Annotated in this window: 14 protein-coding genes; 11 read left to right on the forward strand and 3 right to left on the reverse strand. The window is 67.8% G+C overall.

The window, feature by feature from the left end; translation table 11 throughout:
- The first annotated feature begins 23 nt into the window (after positions 1–23).
- The 11 genes from ACN0TP_RS11365 to ACN0TP_RS11415 all read left to right on the forward strand — a co-directional run bounded on the left by ACN0TP_RS11365 (position 24) and on the right by ACN0TP_RS11415 (position 14,271).
- Positions 24–2,057, forward strand: coding sequence for an APC family permease (locus ACN0TP_RS11365; protein ID WP_417219055.1), 2,034 nt, complete (start codon positions 24–26; stop codon positions 2,055–2,057).
- The gene (locus tag ACN0TP_RS11370) at positions 2,054–3,430 is read left to right on the forward strand and encodes a class I SAM-dependent RNA methyltransferase (RefSeq protein ID WP_417219057.1); all 1,377 of its coding nucleotides are present in this window, start codon (positions 2,054–2,056) and stop codon (positions 3,428–3,430) included. The genes ACN0TP_RS11365 and ACN0TP_RS11370 overlap by 4 nt, the downstream gene beginning before the upstream one ends.
- Positions 3,431–3,544: 114 nt before the next feature.
- Entirely contained in the window at positions 3,545–6,250 is a 2,706-nt protein-coding gene (acnA, locus tag ACN0TP_RS11375; RefSeq protein WP_417219060.1) for an aconitate hydratase AcnA, read from the forward strand.
- Positions 6,251–6,712: 462 nt separating this feature from the next.
- The gene (locus tag ACN0TP_RS11380; RefSeq protein WP_417219062.1) at positions 6,713–6,955 is read left to right on the forward strand and encodes an addiction module protein; all 243 of its coding nucleotides are present in this window, start codon (positions 6,713–6,715) and stop codon (positions 6,953–6,955) included.
- Between the two features lie 171 nt (positions 6,956–7,126).
- Complete coding sequence (locus ACN0TP_RS11385; protein WP_417219065.1) at positions 7,127–7,849, forward strand: tyrosine-protein phosphatase; 723 nt, start codon at positions 7,127–7,129, stop codon at positions 7,847–7,849.
- A 662-nt stretch (positions 7,850–8,511) separates the two neighbouring features.
- On the forward strand, positions 8,512–9,180 hold the full coding sequence (locus ACN0TP_RS11390) for a GNAT family N-acetyltransferase (protein WP_417219067.1): 669 nt from the start codon (positions 8,512–8,514) through the stop codon (positions 9,178–9,180).
- Positions 9,181–9,240: 60 nt separating this feature from the next.
- On the forward strand, positions 9,241–11,208 hold the full coding sequence (dxs, locus tag ACN0TP_RS11395) for a 1-deoxy-D-xylulose-5-phosphate synthase (protein ID WP_417219069.1): 1,968 nt from the start codon (positions 9,241–9,243) through the stop codon (positions 11,206–11,208).
- Positions 11,205–11,792, forward strand: coding sequence for a DUF402 domain-containing protein (locus ACN0TP_RS11400; RefSeq protein ID WP_417219071.1), 588 nt, complete (start codon positions 11,205–11,207; stop codon positions 11,790–11,792). Before dxs ends, ACN0TP_RS11400 begins: the two co-directional genes overlap by 4 nt.
- Before the next feature lie 78 nt (positions 11,793–11,870).
- Positions 11,871–12,443: a hypothetical protein gene (locus ACN0TP_RS11405; protein WP_417219074.1), complete on the forward strand. Its 573-nt coding sequence runs from the start codon at positions 11,871–11,873 to the stop codon at positions 12,441–12,443.
- A gap of 103 nt (positions 12,444–12,546) precedes the next feature.
- Complete coding sequence (locus ACN0TP_RS11410; protein ID WP_417219399.1) at positions 12,547–13,521, forward strand: aldo/keto reductase; 975 nt, start codon at positions 12,547–12,549, stop codon at positions 13,519–13,521.
- A gap of 9 nt (positions 13,522–13,530) precedes the next feature.
- A complete protein-coding gene (locus ACN0TP_RS11415; protein ID WP_417219077.1) occupies positions 13,531–14,271 on the forward strand; it encodes a hypothetical protein in 741 nt (246 codons plus the stop codon).
- 12 nt (positions 14,272–14,283) lie between these two features.
- Here ACN0TP_RS11415 and ACN0TP_RS11420 read toward each other — a convergent pair whose 3' ends face one another.
- The 3 genes from ACN0TP_RS11420 to ACN0TP_RS11430 all read right to left on the reverse strand — a co-directional run bounded on the left by ACN0TP_RS11420 (position 14,284) and on the right by ACN0TP_RS11430 (position 17,470).
- The gene (locus ACN0TP_RS11420; protein ID WP_417219080.1) at positions 14,284–14,712 is read right to left on the reverse strand and encodes a Rieske (2Fe-2S) protein; all 429 of its coding nucleotides are present in this window, start codon (positions 14,710–14,712) and stop codon (positions 14,284–14,286) included.
- A 53-nt stretch (positions 14,713–14,765) separates the two neighbouring features.
- Complete coding sequence (locus ACN0TP_RS11425; protein ID WP_417219083.1) at positions 14,766–15,212, reverse strand: ubiquinol-cytochrome c reductase iron-sulfur subunit; 447 nt, start codon at positions 15,210–15,212, stop codon at positions 14,766–14,768.
- Between the two features lie 128 nt (positions 15,213–15,340).
- Positions 15,341–17,470, reverse strand: a complete 2,130-nt coding sequence (locus ACN0TP_RS11430) for a 3-hydroxyacyl-CoA dehydrogenase NAD-binding domain-containing protein (protein WP_417219085.1) — start codon at positions 17,468–17,470, stop codon at positions 15,341–15,343.
- Between the last annotated feature and the right edge of the window lie 2 nt (positions 17,471–17,472).

Consider the following 17,472-nt stretch of genomic DNA (forward strand, 5'->3'; position numbering starts at 1 on the left):
CGTGCACGGGCTAACTTTGACTGGTGCTGACGTTCCTCGACGCGCTGAAGCGGATCCTGGTTGGCAGGCCATTCCGCACCGAACGGCTGAAGCAGGCGCCGCTGCGCCGCCGGCTCGCGCTTCCGCTGCTCTCCTCCAACGCGCTCTCCTCGGTGGCCTACGCTCCCGACGAGGTCCTGATGACCCTGGCCATCGCCGGGCTCTCGGCCATCTACTTCTCGCCCGTGGTGGGCATCGCCATCATGGCAGTCATGCTGGTGATTATCGCCTCCTACCGGCAATCGGTGAAGGCGTACCCCTCCGGGCGCGGGGACTACGAGATCGCCAGCGTCAACCTGGGCCCCCGGGCCGGGACGACGGTGGCCGCCGCCCTGCTGGTGGACTTCGTGCTCACCGTGGCCGTGTCGATGTCCTCCGCCGCACATTATGTCGTCGCCGCCTTCCCCGCCCTCAACGGCCACCAGACGCAGCTGGCCTGTGCCGGCGTCGTGCTGTTGGCCCTGCTGAACCTGCGCGGCCTGGGGCGCTCCCGGCTGGGCAAGGCCCTGCCGACGTACCTGTTCATCGCCGCCATGCTGGTGATGATCGCCACCGGGGCCATCGCCGCTGCGCGGGGGAGCCTCGGGGCGGCGCCGAGCGCGGGGTTCGAGATCCTGCCGGAGGCCGGCTACGACTCCTCGCTGACCGGGCTGCTCGGTGTGGTGCTGGTGTTGCGGGCCTTCTCCACCGGGTCCGCCGCGCTGACGGGCATCGAGGCGCCGATCTCCAATGTGCAGAACCTGGCCCGGCCCCGCGCCCGGAATGCCGCGTCCATCCTGCTGATGCTCGGGGTCATCGCCACCGTGCTGACCCTGGGCACCATGTTCCTGGCCCGCGCCGCGAAGGTGCACATGGTGGAGGACCCGCGGGCCAACCTGCTCGCCGGCGGGGGCCCGGTTCCGGCGGACTACATCCAGAACCCCGTGTTGGGCCAGCTCGCGCAGGCGGTGTTCGGTGCCGGCAGCTTCGGGTTCTTCGTCATCCTCGCCGCCACGGTCGCCGTGCTGTGGATGGCCGGACACACTGCGTTCACCTCCTTCCCGAACCTGGCCTCGCATCTGGCCACCGACGGCTACCTGCCCCGCCAGCTGCGCAAACGCGGGGACCGGTTGGGGTTCAGCAACGGCATCATCGCCCTGGGCGTCGGCGCGCTGGTACTGGTGCTGATCTTCAACGCGCACGTCGCCACGCTCATCCAGCTCTACGTCGTGGGGGTCTTCGTCTCCTTCACGCTCAGCCAGCTGGGCATGGTCCGGCACTGGAGCCGCCAGCTGGCCAGCACCGCCAAGGCCAGGGTGCGGCACCGGATCATGCGCTCACGCCTGCTGAACCTGGTCGGCTTCGTGCTCACCGCCGCCGTGCTGGTGATCGTGCTGGTCACCAAGTTCATCTTCGGTGCCTGGCTGGCGGTGCTGGCGATCGTGGTGCTCTACCTGGTCATGTATTCGATCCACGCCCACTACGCAGCGGTGGACCGAGAACTGTCGATCGACACGGCGGGCACCGCCAAGGCGCTGCCCGCGCGCGTGCACGCCCTGATCCTGGTCTCCACGTTGCGCAAGCCGGTGCTGCGGGCCGTCGCGTTCGCGCGCGCCGGACGGCCCTCCAAGCTCGATGCGATCATCGTGGACATCGACCAGGAGGCCACCGCGCGCACCGTCGCCGAATGGGACCGGCTGCAGATCCCGGTGCCGATCACCGTCCTGGCCTCGCCCTACCGCGAGACCGCCGCGCCGATCATCGACTACATCAAGGGCATCAAATCCGATTCCCCCCGCGACCTCGTGGTCGTGTACATCCCCGAGTACGTCGTGGGACGCTGGTGGGAGCAGCTGGTGCACAACCAGACGGCCCTGCGCATCAAGACACGGCTGCACTTCGAGCCCGGCGTCGTGGTGGCCAGCGTCCCGTGGCAGCTCTCGGAGGAAACCCACGGCCGCGCCCTCTTCGACAACGAACGCGGCGAGGCACACGCGGCGCAGAACACACCACAGCACGACGGCGGGAGCAACACGTGAGCACGCAGGCAGAGCAGGGCGCCGGGGACTTGATTGATGTCGAGATCGGCGCACCGGCCCACGGCGGGCACTTCGTCGCGCGCTACCAGGGCCGGGTGGTCTTCGTCCGGCACGCGCTGCCCGGCGAACGCGTCAGGGCCCGGTTGACCGATGCGGGGGAGGGGGCCAGGTTCTGGCGGGCCGACGCCGTGGAGGTCCTGGACGCCTCCGAACACCGGGTGCCCCACTTCTGGCCCGCCGCCGACGCGCTGGCCCGTCATGCCGCCGGGGAACTGCCCGTCGGTGGTGCCGAATTCGGGCACGCCGAACTGGGGTACCAGCGCGAGCTGAAGGCCTCGGTGGTGCGTGAACAACTCGAGCGCCTCGCCGGCCTGAAGGTTTCCGACGTCGGGTTTTCCGGAGTGGAAGCCGCCCCCGGTGAACGGCCCAACGGGCTGGGGTGGCGGACCCGGACGGCCTACAGCGTCGATGCCGCCGGGGCGCTGGCCATGAACGCCTACCACTCGGACCGCCTGGTTCCGATCGAGGACATGCCCCTGGCCGTCCCCGCGATCAACGAGCTGGGACTGGCGGCACTGCCGCTGCACGGACTGGCCCGCATCGAGGTGGCGGCCCCCTCGGCCGGTGGGGCACCCCTGGTGCTGCTGGTCGAGGACCCCACCGCCCGGCCGGGTGCCGCGGCCAGGGTCGCCAAGGCGCTGCCCGAGGGCAGCAACGTCGCGGCGATCACCCAGCAGGGCGGATCGGCGGCCGACGGCGCCGGAACCCTGCGCCGACTACGGGGCAGGACCTGGGTTGCCGAGCGGGCTGCCGGCCGCGAGTACCGGGTGACCGGCGAGGGGTTCTGGCAGATCCACCGTTGCGCCCCCGACGCGCTGAACGAGGCGGTGCAGCAGATCCTGGCTCCCCAGCCGGGACAGGCCTTCGCCGACCTCTACGCCGGTGCCGGGCTGTTCACCGTGCCGCTGGCGCATGCCGTCGGCCCCGAGGGGGTGGTGCTCTCCATCGAGGGGGCGCCGGGGACCAGCAAGGATGCCCGCCGCAACGTCCACGGGCTGGACCAGGCGCTCATCCGGCAGGGCAGGGTCGAGAAGGTCCTGCGCCAGGAGGTCTCACGGCTGCCCGGCGGCCTGGTCGGGGTCGTGCTGGACCCTCCCCGCACGGGAGTCGGGCGGGACGGGGTCGCCGCAGTGGCGGCGGCACGACCGGCCCGCATCGCCTATGTCTCCTGCGATCCGGCGTCGTTCGCCCGGGACATCCGTGACTTTGCGCTCAAAGGTTACGTGCTCGAATCGGTGCGGGCGCTGGACCTGTACCCGCACACGCACCATGTGGAGTGCATCGGGGCACTGGTACCGGCGCCGAAAGGATAGACTGGCCCCGAGCTCTGCCGCCATCCCATCGTGCCGCGCAGCCGGTTAGGTTCGCCTTACTGGCGGGGCGCACGGGCGTGCAACAAAGATGAAAGTCTGGCGAGAGGAGTCCCAGTGAGTAATGTGGACAGCTTTGGGGCCAAGGGCGTATTGGACGTCAATGGCAACGAGTATGAAATTTTCCGGCTGAACGCGGTCGAGGGCAGCGACAGCCTTCCGTACAGCCTCAAGATCCTTCTGGAGAACCTGCTTCGGACCGAGGACGGCGCCAACATCACGGCCGACCACGTCCGTGCGCTGGCCCAGTGGGACGAGAACGCCCAACCGAGCACCGAAATCCAGTTCACCCCAGCGCGGGTGCTGATGCAGGACTTCACCGGCGTGCCCTGCGTGGTCGACCTCGCCACGATGCGCGAGGCCATCAAGGAACTCGGCGGCGATCCCACCCGCGTGAACCCGTTGGCACCTGCCGAGATGGTCATCGACCACTCGGTCCAGATCGACGTCTTCGGCAACCAGGACGCGGTCCAGCGCAACATGGACATCGAGTACCAGCGCAATGGCGAGCGGTACCAGTTCCTGCGCTGGGGCCAGACCGCGTTCGACGACTTCAAGGTCGTCCCGCCGGGAACGGGCATCGTCCACCAGGTCAACATCGAGTACCTGGCCCGCACCGTGATGACCCGTGAGGTCGACGGGAAGCTGCGCGCCTACCCCGACTCCTGCGTCGGCACCGACTCGCACACCACCATGGTCAACGGCCTGGGCGTGCTGGGCTGGGGCGTCGGCGGCATCGAGGCCGAGGCCGCCATGCTCGGCCAGCCCGTCTCCATGCTGATCCCGCGCGTGGTGGGCTTCAAGCTCTCCGGCTCCATCCCCGCCGGCGCCACCGCCACCGACGTGGTCCTGACGATCACCGAAATGCTGCGCAAGCACGGCGTCGTGGGCAAGTTCGTTGAGTTCTACGGCGATGGCGTCGCCCAGGTGCCGCTGGCCAACCGCGCCACGATCGGCAACATGAGCCCGGAGTTCGGCTCCACGGCAGCCATGTTCCCGATCGACGACGTGACCCTGGACTACCTGCGCCTGACTGGCCGGTCCGAGGAGAACGTCGCCCTGGTCGAGTCCTACACCAAGGAACAGGGCCTGTGGCACGATCCCAGCCGAGAGATCCGCTTCTCCGAGCGCCTCGAGCTGGACCTGTCCACCGTGGTCCCCTCCATCGCCGGCCCGAAGCGTCCCCAGGACCGCATCGAGCTGACCAGCGCCAAGGAGCAGTTCCGCAAGGACATCCACAACTACGCCTCCGGTGACGCGGACAGCCTGAACATCGGCCGTCCCTCCAAGTCGGTCGACGTGAAGATGGCAGATGGCCGCGAGTTCGCCCTGGACCACGGCATCGTGTCCATCGCCTCGATCACCTCGTGCACCAACACGTCCAACCCCTCGGTGATGCTGGCCGCAGCGCTGCTGGCCCGCAACGCCGTGGACAAGGGCCTGGCGTCCAAGCCGTGGGTCAAGACCTCGGTCGCCCCCGGTTCCAAGGTCGTCACGGACTACTACGAGAAGTCCGGCCTGACCCCGTACCTGGAGAAGCTCGGCTTCTACATCGTCGGCTACGGCTGCACCACCTGCATCGGCAACTCGGGCCCGCTGGAGCCGGAGATCTCGGAGGCCATCCAGGCCAACGACCTCTCCGTCACCTCGGTCCTCTCGGGTAACCGCAACTTCGAGGGCCGGATCAACCCGGACGTGAAGATGAACTACCTGGCGTCCCCGCCACTGGTCATCGCCTACGCCCTGGCCGGTTCCATGGACTTCGACTTCGAGGTCGATCCGCTGGGCCAGGACGACGCCGGCAACGACGTCTTCCTCAAGGACATCTGGCCGAACCCGGTCGAGGTCCAGCAGGTCATGGACGCCTCCATCGACAAGGAGATGTTCGCCAAGGGCTACGAGGGCGTCTTCGACGGCGACGACCGCTGGAAGTCCCTGGACACCCCGGCCGGCGACACCTTCGAGTGGGCCGACGATTCGACCTACGTCCGCAAGCCCCCGTACTTCGAGGGCATGAAGGCGCAGCCGGAGCCGGTCTCCGACATCGACGGTGCCCGCGTGCTGCTGAAGCTGGGCGATTCGGTCACCACCGACCACATCTCCCCGGCCGGCTCGTTCAAGTCCGATTCCCCGGCCGGCCAGTACCTGCTGGCCAACGGCGTGGACCGCAAGGACTTCAACTCCTACGGCTCCCGTCGTGGCAACCACGAGGTGATGATCCGCGGCACGTTCGCGAACATCCGCATCCGCAACCAGCTCCTGGACAACGTCGAGGGTGGCTACACCCGCGACTTCACCCAGGCCGACGGCCCGCAGGCCTTCGTGTACGACGCCGCAGTGAACTACGAGGCAGCCGGCACCCCGCTGGTCGTCATCGCGGGCAAGGAATACGGTTCGGGCTCCTCGCGTGACTGGGCCGCCAAGGGCACCGCACTGCTGGGTGTGAAGGCCGTCATGGCCGAGAGCTACGAGCGCATCCACCGCTCCAACCTCATCGGCATGGGCGTGCTGCCGCTGCAGTTCCCCGAGGGCGAGTCTGCGGCCACCCTGGGCCTGGAGGGGACTGAGTCCTTCTCCATCTCCGGCGTGACCGAGCTGAACAACGGGACCACGCCGTCGACGCTGAAGGTCACCGCCACCGCCGAAGACGGCTCCACCAAGTCATTCGATGCGGTCCTGCGCATCGACACCCCCGGTGAGGCCGACTACTACCGCAACGGCGGCATCCTGCAGTACGTGCTGCGCCAGATTAGCGGTAGTTGAGCTGATCGGCTCGAATATGCGGCGATCTGGTCGCTGACGAAGTAGTCTCCGGCCGTCGCTTGAGATAGTCGCACAAGCGCCCCGTCAGGCTTCGGCCTGGCGGGGCGCTTGCTTTTCGTGCTGATCGCTTATAGCGCCGACCGGTCATAGCGCGAGGAGTCGGGCGAGGAAAGGCCCGGGGCACTGCGCTCCTTCGCGAGCACCGCGATCGTGACCGTGGGATTCAACTGGGAACAGGTCCTCGGGACCGGCGGCGTCGACCTCGCGTTCGACCACGATGACAAGCCTCCGACGCTCTCTACCAGGTCTGCCCGTGTTCCGTGCCGCCGGGAATGCCGGTCGATCCCGGCGACCACGTGATCGCCCTCCCCTTCAGCAAGAACTCAGCAGTTGAACACGGACTGCTTCGGAAGGCGCCGCGGATCCTGGCCGACGACCGCGCGCCGGACGTACCCTGAACACATGGCTTCGAAGCTGGAGGACTACATCGCGCAGGGCAAGGCCCTCGACGCCGATGAATGCGAGGTCGCCGCGCTCGCGCTCCAGCGGGTCGACGAGGCGGAGCAGGCCGAGGTCGACGCAGCCTGGGATGCGGAGATCGATCGTCGCGTCGACGAGGTCGTGAACGGTGAGGTCGCGCTCGTTGACGGCGAGGAGACCCTCGCGTCGATCCACAACATGATCGCCGCCCGCCGCGGGGCGTGATGGTGTCGTAGCGAGAGCATCCTGAAGCCGGGCGTGAGGCCTGCGACGCCGCTGTCTGGTACGCGGATCGGGAACTCGGGCTCGGCGAGAGGTTCGCTCATGAGTTGCAAAGGGACTTGATCTCCGCCATGGTATAACCGTTCAATGAACGCTAACGGGGATACTCGGGCTATGGATAATTGCCTGGCTGGATTCAACAACGCTCGCGACCTTGGAGGTTTGCCGCTGCACGGTGGTGGAACAACTGTTCGCGGGGCGATCATGCGGTCGGAGACTCCCGTTGACTATCAACCACCAGGGGCTGCTGCGACGATGCCTGCGTTCGCGCGCGTGCTCGATCTGCGTTCGGCTGAGGAAGCGAAAGCGGTGCCCCACCCGATGGTCAAAGGGCCAGGATACAAATTGAGGCCTTTGATTGACCCAAGTGCCGAGGCACTGAGGGATCCCGATTCCGAGGTCACGCTAGGTGCCGTTTACAAAGGCAGCCTTGGACGGAACACGGCTACAATCGCGGCGATCATGACCGAAATTGCCGATGCTCCGGAGGGCACAGTTTTGATTTCATGTGCTTCTGGCAAAGACCGGACCGGGATGATTAGTGCAATACTGTTGCGCTTGGCTGGCGTTCCTGACGAGATTATCGGTGAAGACTACGAACGCACTGAGCATGGGATGCGAGAGGCCTTTGCCAAAGAACTAGCGGAGGCAACGGACGAAGCCTCCGTCAAAAGCCTGTCTCACCTCCAAAACGCGCAGGCCAAAAATATCATTGAAATGCTTGAGCACATCGATGAGACATACGGGGCAGCCGACCAGTATCTGCTTAGCATTGGCTTGACCCAGGCACAGGTAGATCGGCTGTGCATCCGACTTCACAGACCCGGCGGGGCATAAAGACGCATCGATGTGGAACACGTCGAACAGATCGTGGCGATTATCTTCAGTGACAAGCCAAGTGCGTCCACATCGTTCTAGGCATGGTTCGTGAAGAACAAAACGATGAGCCGCTGGTCCAACGGGACCGGCTTTCCATGGTGTGAATTTTTTACACAAGGAGGTTCCCCTAGCGAGCGCTGGCAGATACATATTTTGTTGCGATTTACTCTCTTCGCCCGAAGTCCAGTCTCAGGAGCGCGCCTCGCGTCCTTATTGCACAAGACGGGCCTTTCGAGACTCTTGGCCAGTGTTGCGCCGGAACTGGGCTCGGCTCCCGGATCGATCGTGACGTCGGGATCCAGAGGGGGCGCAGGGACCTCAAGTACCGCGATCGAAGCATGTCCGAGGAGGTGCATCACCAACTGCAGGGTAGTGCCCGTTGGAGCCTCTCCGCGTGTCTCTGACTAGGTATTTCCCGCCACCGCTGGACGCGGAGTCGACGCCGGACCGGATAAATGGCGCTCAAAAGGGGTTATCGAATCACGTGGCAGTATGTGCTGCGCCAAATCTCCGCCATGTAGACAGAAAACCCCGCCACGGGGGCGGGCCATCCGGGACACCGGGTGGCCCGCCCGCGGGATTTAACCGGGCCGGGGCGGAGCGCACCCTAGACTCGGACCATGGACGAGATGACATCTGCGTGGCCGCTGTTCGCCCTGCGCCTGGCCACCCCCCGGTTGGTGTTGCGCCCGATCACCGACGATCACATCCCGGCCTTCATTGCCGCGGCCCAATCCGGCATCCACGACCCGGCACGCAGTCCCTTCTCCTACCCCTGGACCTCGGTACCGGCGGACGAACTCCCGGCGAACATGGCCCTGCACGTCTGGCGGACCCGGGCCCGGACCACGGCCGCACAATGGACGCTGCCCTTTGGGGTCTGGAACGAGGGGGAACTGGTGGGCATGCAGGACCTGGTGGCCGCGGACTTCGGCACGCTGCGCACCGTGTCCACCGGCTCCTGGCTCCGCCAATCGGCGCAGGGCCGGGGGATCGGCACCGAGATGCGCACCGCCGTCGTGCTCTATGCCTTCGACCACCTCGGCGCGGAGGTGGCCGAAACGGAGGCCGCGAGCTGGAACACGGCGTCGCTGGCCGTCTCCCGGGCCGTGGGCTATGCACCGAACGGGAGCACCCGGAAGTCATGGGGCGGCAACGCGCAGGACGTGCAACACCTCCGGCTGGAACCCCAGGAGCTTAACCGACCGGCCTGGACGCTGGAGGTCGGGGGGCACGACGGCGTGGCCTCCTTCCTGGGGCTGGGTGCCACGGTGCGCGCGGACTCGTGATCGGGGCAGGGGCGGCAGTACGATGGAATGATCTTCCCGGCAGCGAAAGGACCACTCCGCATGGGATTGCTTGAGAGCATCCACGAGCCACGCGACCTGCGTCGCCTGAGCATGGCGCAGCTACAGGACCTCGCGGAGGAGATCCGCACCTTCCTGGTCGCCAACGTCTCCCAGACGGGCGGGCACCTGGGCCCGAATCTCGGCGTCGTGGAACTGACGCTGGGCATCCACCGCGTCTTCGACTCCCCGCGCGACTCCGTGGTCTTCGATACCGGCCACCAGTCCTATGTGCACAAGCTCGTCACCGGGCGCCAGGACTTCTCCACGCTGCGCCAGCAGGGCGGCCTGGCCGGGTACCCCGACCGCTCCGAATCCGTGCACGACATCGTGGAGTCCTCCCACGCCTCGTCCTCGCTGTCCTGGGCCGAGGGCATCTCGCGTGCCCGCAAGCTCGCCGGGGAGGGGGACCGCTACGTCGTCGCCGTCGTCGGGGACGGCGCCCTGACCGGCGGGATGGCCTGGGAGGCCGTGAACAACATCGCCGCCGACCCCGACCGCCGGGTCGTCATCGTGGTCAACGACAACGGCCGCTCCTACGCCCCGACCATCGGCGGACTGGCCGAGCAGTTGGCCGGTCTGCGCCAGCGCACCCTGGACAAGGTCCGCACGCACCCGGTCTACGAGGACACCCTGTCCTGGTGGAAGGACCGCCTGCAGCAGGGCGGGGCGGTGAGCCGCTTCACGTACAAGTCGCTGCACGCCACCAAGAAGGGCATCAAGGACTGGTGGGCGCCGCAGGGGCTCTTCGAGGACCTGGGCATGAAGTACATCGGCCCGATCGATGGGCACAACCTCGTCGCCGTCGAGGAGGCGCTGCAGCAGGCGCGGAACTACGAGGGCCCGGTCATCGTGCACACGTTGACCGAGAAGGGCCGGGGCTATCCGCCGGCGCTGGCGGACATGGCGGACCAGATGCACTCGGTCGGCGTCATCGACCCGGAGACCGGCGAACCCGTCGAACGCCCGGGCGCCCAATCGTGGACGTCGGTCTTCGGCGAGGAGATTTCCGACATCGCCGATGAGCGCCAGGACATCGTCGCCGTCACCGGGGCCATGCTCATCCCCGTCGGGCTCTCCGCCATGGCCAAACGCCATCCAGAACGGGTCATCGACGTCGGCATCGCCGAGCAGCACGCCCTCACCAGCGCCGCCGGCATGGCCTTCGGTGGCCTGCACCCGGTGGTCGCGCTCTACGCCACGTTCCTGAACCGGGCCTACGACCAGCTGCTCATGGATGTGGCACTGCACCGCGCCGGTGTCACCATCGTGCTGGACCGCGCCGGGGTCACCGGCCCAGACGGCCCCAGCCACCACGGCATGTGGGACCTGGCGTTGCTGCAGTCGGTTCCCGGGCTGGCCCTGGCCGCCCCGCGCGACGCCACCCGGCTGCGCGAGGAACTGCGCGAGGCCGTCGCCATCAACGACGCACCGACCGTGCTGCGGTTCTCCAAGGGCAGTGTCGGGGCGGAACTCGAGGCCCTCGAACGCCTGGAGGACGGTGTCGACGTCCTGGCCCGTCACGGCGAGGACGAGCGGGACGTGCTCATCGTCGCCGTCGGCTCCATGGCCACGCTCGGACTGGATGTCGCCGGCCGGCTCGAGGCCCAGGGCGTCACCTCCACCGTCGTGGACCCGCGCTGGGTGTTGCCGGTGGCACGCTCCATCATTGGCCTGGCCGCCCGGCACCGGATCGTGGTGTGCATCGAGGACGGCGTGAAGGCCGGGGGAGTCGGCTCGCGGATCCGCCAGGAAATGCGCGCAGCCGGCGTGGACACCGCCTTGAACGAGGTGGGCCTGCCCGTCGAGTTCCTCCAACACGGTTCGCGCAACCAGGTCCTGGAACGCGTGGGCCTGACCGCCAACCAGATCGCCCAGGACACCCTGGCCCAGGTGCTGGGCACCAAGGTCCCCTTCGCCCGCCCGCTGCCCGGCCAGGACCTGCCCACCGGACAGATCCCCCGGCTGTGAGCCTGCCCCGGGACCTGGTGCCGGAGCCGGAGGGCATCACCGAGGGCGACCTCGTGATCGCCCGCGCCTGGAAGTACGACGGCGGTGCCCACTGGGTCGTCCCCGGCCGGTACCTGGGTGCCGATCGCCACGGGCACTGGGTCATCCAGCCGCAGGGTTCGCTTGTCTCGCGTCCCGGGGCCGGCTTTGCCGCGGCGTCCGACGCCGTCTGCCTCTTCCCCCACCAGGGCGACTGGGTGGCAACCTGCTATGACGACTCACACCCGGCCGGCCTCCGGCTCTACATCGACGTCTCCTGCAACCTGGGCTGGCAACCCCTGAAACTGGCAGGGTGGGAGTTCAACTCCATCGACATGGACCTGGACGTCGTCCGTTCCACCACGCGTGGCGTCTACCTCGACGACGAGGACGAGTTCGCCGACCACGCCGGATCCATGGGCTACCCCGCCGAGCTGGTCCGGCGCCTGCAGGGTGCAGCCGATGACTTGTTGGCCCGGGTCCGAACCGGAGCCGAACCCTTTGGTGCCACCGCCGACGACTGGTTCGTGCGCGGACGACGCCTCATCGCCCAGGCAGTAGGCTAGATGCTGCACCGCGCCGTCGCCGGAGACCGGGGGCAGCGCGGACCGTGAGCACACCATCGCCAGCATCCAGGAGAACGCATGCCCATCCAGCGCACCTACCGCCGCGACGACGACGGGGTCCTGCAGTTCCGCGAGGCCTGGTTCGAACAGGCCGAGGGCGAACCCACCGGGCAGTTCGTGGTCAACCACGGCACGGTGGGCCACCAATCCACCACCCAACAGGCGGTGGATGTCGATACCGCGAAGGGCGAGGCCCTCATGGAGGCCTTCGGCCAGCAGTGCGCCGAGGACGGGTACGCCGAACTCACCGACGCCGAACAGTCCTGGGTGATCGCCCAGTATGCGCTGAAGTCCACCGAAGGCACACAACGCGACGAGTACCTGCGGGACAAGGCCATCGAGGCCCTGCGCGGACATCTGGCCTGGCGGGGGCTGGGCACCGTGGAATCCAGCGACTTCGCCCCCCGCAAGCTGAACATCCGCATCCTCTCCCCGGAACCGGCGAAGGCGGTCACCGCCATCACCGTGTGCATCCGCCAGGCCAAGCTCGACTTCACCAAGCTCTCCATCGGCGTGGCCCCCTTCGAGGACCCCGACGCCGCGAAGCAGAAATACCCGATGCCTCCCAAGGGCAAGTTCTCCCTCTCCTGATCCCGTCGGCCGCCACCCGGCCTACCCCGTTCCCCGAAAGGACCCCGACGTGAGCAACGCCAGCAACTCCACCCGCCGTCCGGCCCAGCCGACGCAGTCCGACATGGAATACCGCCAGCTGGGCCGTTCCGGGCTGACGGTGTCAGTCGTCGGGCTGGGATGCAACAACCTGGGCCGTACCGGCACCGCCACGGAGTCGCAGCAGGGCACGGACGCCGTCGTCCATGCTGCCCTGGACGCCGGCATCACGTTGTTCGACACGGCGGACACCTACGGGCGCGAACCCGGGCTGTCGGAGAGCCGCCTGGGCAAGGCCCTGGGCGGACACCGTGACGAGGTCATCGTCGCCACGAAGTTCGGCATGGACACCGCAGGAGCCAACGGGCGTGACTTCGGGGTTCGCGGATCCCGGCGGTACATCATGCGTGCCGTGGAGGCCTCACTGGGACGGTTGGGCACCGACTACATCGACCTCTACCAGTTCCACACACCCGATCCGTCCACGCCGATCGATGAGACCCTCTCGGCCCTCGATGACCTGGTCGCCTCCGGCAAGGTCAGGTACATCGGCCATTCCAACCGGGCGGGGTGGCAGATCGCCGAAGCCGAATTCACTGCACGTGCCGGTGGATACACCCGCTTCATTTCGAGCCAGAACCACTACAACCTGCTCGATCGCCGCGCCGAGCTCGAGGTCCTGCCGGCCTCCAACGCCTACGGTCTGGGCGTCTTGCCGTATTTCCCGCTGGCCAACGGCCTGCTCACTGGCAAGTACTCCTCGGGCCGGGCCCCCGAAGGCAGCCGGTTGACCCATTCACGCCAGAACCTGTTGGAGAACGTGGACCTCGGCCAGCTCAAGGAACTGGGCGACTTCGCCGCCGAGCGGGACCTGACCCCGATCCAGGTGGCTTTCTCGTGGCTGGCCGCGCAGCGTCCCGTGTCCAGTGTCATTGCCGGGGCCACCCGGATTGAACAGGTCCACGAAAACGCACGTGCCGTCGCGTGGATCCCCACCGCCGAGGATCTGGCGGAGCTGGATGCGATCTTCCCGCGCGAGCCGAAAGTTGCCCTCTTCTAGGGGGCTGGCATGTCCACGCCGCGGGAGCTGCTGCAGGAGTGGCCCGACTTCGAACGCTGGGAGGTGTTCCGGGACGGGACGCAGCGGGTCGGTGCCATGCGGCGGGTCTGGAAGTACTCCGTGCTGCTCACCCGGGTCGTGATCGAAGGCGACGAGGGCCCGTACCAGGCCGAATCGCGGATCCGATTCATCCCCGGCATCGACTGGGATCTGAGTTGGTTCCACGCCACGGGGATGGAGGAGCCGGTCCTGCTGCACAACCCCGCCAGCTGGACCCACACCGGGAGCCTGCCGGTCATCGGGAGCGGGAACATTCCCACCCGTGACGGACGGGAACTGCCTCCGGGGCGTCGCCGCCCCGTCGAGGCGGGAACACTTCCCGGCTATGGCGAGTACTTGGTGCTCGCCCGGATGGTGGCGTCCGGCCGCCGTGAGGCGCAGTGGAACGCGGTGGACGACGAAACCGGCCTCGCGCAGCAGACCCGGTTGGTGGCCGTCGACGATGCCCCGCCGCCGTCGCGGCTCCCCGCGGGGGTCGAGGCCTCGGAGCCGATCCAGCGTTTCGACCGGATGGTCGCCGGGACGGTGCGGGCCAGCCACTGGGTCGCCGACGGTGTGGTCCTGGCCAGTGAATGGAGCGGCATCCATTCGGTCGCGGTGCTGGACCAGGCCGGTTCCGCCGGCTGGGAGGCGATCGCCGGGCTGGAGCCGGCCAATGCCGACTTCCTGCTCCAGGGTATGCAGCGCTGAGGGCAGGACGTCTCAGAGGTAGATCATCACGTCGGTGCCGTCGATGGCCGCCGCATAGCGGGTCAGCGGCTTCTTCGCGGGGCCCGCCACGCGGGAGCCGTCCTCATGGGAGAATTCCGAGCCGTGGCACGGGCACTTGAAATCCGTCTTGCCCAGGCCGACGGTGCATCCCTGGTGCGTGCACACCGCAGTGTAGGCGTAGACGGTGTTCTCGTCCTTGCGCCACAAAAGGTAGTTGTTGCCCTGCACTGCCACGGAGGCGCTGGCCCCGACCTTCAGGTCGGCGGTGGTCGTGGCCTTGGTGGGCGTGCCCGTGGGCTCGGGGACCGGTTGGGTCTTGTTCCCGCCGCCACAGGCCGTCAGCACCACACCGGTGCCTACGGCCAACGATCCTCCCAGGACTGCCCGGCGTCCCGTCTGGTGGGCTGTGAACTGTTCCATGGGCCCATTGTGGCACCGTGGGCCCGCTACGGCGAGGACCGGTGCCGGGGTGGCTAGGGATAGAGCAGGATCTTCCCGTTGGATACTTCAGCGGCGTACCGGGTGAGTGCGGCCCGGGCCGGACCCGCGGTCGCCGTGCCGTCCTCTGCGCTGAAGTGCGAGTCGTGGCAGGGGCAGTGGAAGTCGCCGTCGCCGGGGCCCACCCGGCAGCCGGCATGCGTGCACACCGAGGTGTAGGCCAGCACCGTCTTCTCGTCCTTGCGGTACAGCAGGTAGGCGTCCTTGGACCCCTCACGGGCCACGTTGACCGAGGTGCCCACGGGAAGGTCCGCGGCGTCGGCGACGGTCACCGGATCGCCGGACGGCTCGGGAACCGCCTTCGCGTTGTTGTCGGGGGCCGCCGAGGACCCGTCACCGCAGGCGGTCAGCGTGGCGGCCGCCCCGACGGCGAGGCTCGATCCCAGGACAAGGCGGCGGCAGGGTTGCGCAGGCGTACTCATGCAACGATTCTTTCATGGCCCCGGTGCCGGTTCGAGCGGGCCGAAGGGTGGTGCCGGCCACCACGACGACGGCGGGGCACCGGAGCGATTGCCCCGGCCATCCGCCGTCGTGTCCTGGCTGCCAGGGGTCAGGCGGTGTGGAACTTGGCCCCGCGCACGCGCTCGGAGGCTCCGACCCGGTCCAGGTACGGGGTGATGCCACCGAGGTGCATCGGCCAGCCCGCGCCGAGGATCATGCACAGGTCGATGTCCTCGGGGCCGGCGACGACTCCCTCGTCGAGCATCATGCCGATCTCCTGGGCCAGGGCATCCTGGGTGCGGACCAGCAGCTCCTCGGAGGTGCTGGGGGAGTTCCCGAACTGGAGCAACGCCAGGGTCGAGTCCGGGATCGAGCGGGTGCCGTCGTCGTTCTTGACCCAGAGCGACTTCAGCCCGTTGTCGATCAGGGCCTGCTGGTTGGCCGAGACCCGGAAGCGGTCACCGAACGCCTCGTGCAGGGACTCCATGACGTGCTGTGCCACGGGGATGCCGACCATGGCCAGCAGCGTGAACGGGCTCATGGGCAGGCCCATGGGCCGCAGCGCGTTGTCGGCGACCTCGGCGTCGGTGCCGTCATCGAAGGCGTTGGAGACCTCGCCCATCAGGCGCAACAGCACCCGGTTGACCACGAAGGCCGCCGAGTCCTTGACCAGGACTGCCGTCTTGCGCAGCTGCTTGGCCACGGCGAACGCGGTCGCCAGCACGACGTCGTCGGTCTTGGGGGCTCGCACGATCTCGATCAGCGGCATCACGGCCACCGGGTTGAAGAAGTGGAAGCCCACCACCCGTTCGGGATGCTTCAGATCCGCTGCCATCTCGGTCACCGACAGCGATGAGGTGTTGGTGGCCAGGATGCACTCGGGGGAGACCACTGCCTCCACTTCGGCGAAGACCTGCTTCTTGACCTGCAGTTCCTCGAAGACCGCCTCGATGACCAGATCGGCGTCGGCGAAGGCGTCCTTGGTGACCGACCCGGTGACCAGGCCCTTGGTCCGGTTGGCGGCATCGGCCGAGATGCGCTTCTTGGCCAGCAGCTTGTCGATCTCGCCGTGGATGTAGGCCAGGCCCTTGTCCACGCGCGCCTGGTCGATGTCGGTGATGATGACCGGAACCTTGAGCGCCTTGGCGAAGAGCAGGGCGAACTGCCCGGCCATCAGGCCGGCGCCGACGACACCGATCTTGGTGACGGGACGGGCCAGCTTCTGATCGGGGGCGCCGGCGGGACGCTTGGCGCGCTTCTGCACCAGGTCAAGGAAGGCGTAGACCGTGTCCTGGAACTGCGGAGTCTGCATCAGTTCGGTCAGGGCGGCGCATTCGAGCCGTGCGGATTCGGCCTGGCTGATGGTCTTGCCCGCCTCGAAGACGTCCAGGACCTTGCCCGGTGCCGGGGCTGCGTTGGCCGTCTTGGATTCCACGAAGGCCCGGGCCTTGGCGGCCGCGGCGTCCCAGCGCTCGGCGGCCGCGGCGTCGGTGGCGGGATCCACGGCGTTGGGCCGTTCCACGGAGGCTCCGGCGAGCACCGAATCGGCCCAGGCCAGTGACTGCTCGACGAAGTCGGCCGGTTCGAAGATGGCGTCGGCGATCCCCAGCTGGTGGGCCGTGGTGCCGTTGAGCGAGCGGTTGTTATTCAACGGGTTCTCGATCATGACGGTCATCGCGGCCTCGGGGCCGATCAGGCGCGGCAGGCGGTAGACGCCGCCCCAGCCGGGGACCAGCCCGATGAAGGCCTCCGGCAGCCCGATGCCGTTGGCTCCGGTGGAGACCGTGCGGTAGGTCGAGGCCAGGGCGATTTCCAGGCCGCCACCGAGGGCGACGCCGTTGATGAAGGCGAAGGTCGGGACGCCCAGGTCGGCCAACAGATCGTAGGCGGCATGGCCCAGTTCGGCCATGAGTGCTCCGCTGTCGGAGTTCTTCAGCGTCTTCACGGTGGTCAGGTCGGCCCCGGCCACCAGGAAGTGCGGCTTGCCGGTAACGGCGAGCGCGGCGATGTCCCCGGCGGCTGCGCGTTCCTTTTGGCGGGTCAGTTCCCGGCCCAGCTCGATGAGCGTGGCCGGGCCCAGGGTCGTGGGCTTGGAATGGTCCAGGCCGTTGTCCAGGGTCAGCAGCGCCAGCGTCTTGCCGGAGGGCAGCTGGACGTCGGAGACCAGGGTGTGGGTGACGATCTCGTCGGGGACCTGATCGGCGAGTACCCCGAAGCGGTCAAAATCCTGTGCAGCCATTT

The sequence above is a fragment of the Arthrobacter sp. genome (assembly GCF_048266065.1).
Taxonomy (GTDB): Bacteria; Actinomycetota; Actinomycetes; order Actinomycetales; family Micrococcaceae; genus Arthrobacter_H.

Coding starts and splice junctions, on each gene's coding strand:
- ACN0TP_RS11380 (WP_417219062.1), top strand. CDS start 6,713: ATGGCTTCGAAGCTGGAGGACTACATCGCGCAGGGCAAGGCCCTCGAC.
- ACN0TP_RS11385 (WP_417219065.1), top strand. CDS start 7,127: ATGGATAATTGCCTGGCTGGATTCAACAACGCTCGCGACCTTGGAGGT.
- ACN0TP_RS11390 (WP_417219067.1), top strand. CDS start 8,512: ATGGACGAGATGACATCTGCGTGGCCGCTGTTCGCCCTGCGCCTGGCC.
- dxs (WP_417219069.1), top strand. CDS start 9,241: ATGGGATTGCTTGAGAGCATCCACGAGCCACGCGACCTGCGTCGCCTG.
- ACN0TP_RS11405 (WP_417219074.1), top strand. CDS start 11,871: ATGCCCATCCAGCGCACCTACCGCCGCGACGACGACGGGGTCCTGCAG.
- ACN0TP_RS11410 (WP_417219399.1), top strand. CDS start 12,547: ATGGAATACCGCCAGCTGGGCCGTTCCGGGCTGACGGTGTCAGTCGTC.
- ACN0TP_RS11415 (WP_417219077.1), top strand. CDS start 13,531: ATGTCCACGCCGCGGGAGCTGCTGCAGGAGTGGCCCGACTTCGAACGC.
- ACN0TP_RS11420 (WP_417219080.1), bottom strand. CDS start 14,712: ATGGAACAGTTCACAGCCCACCAGACGGGACGCCGGGCAGTCCTGGGA.
- ACN0TP_RS11425 (WP_417219083.1), bottom strand. CDS start 15,212: ATGAGTACGCCTGCGCAACCCTGCCGCCGCCTTGTCCTGGGATCGAGC.
- ACN0TP_RS11430 (WP_417219085.1), bottom strand. CDS start 17,470: ATGGCTGCACAGGATTTTGACCGCTTCGGGGTACTCGCCGATCAGGTC.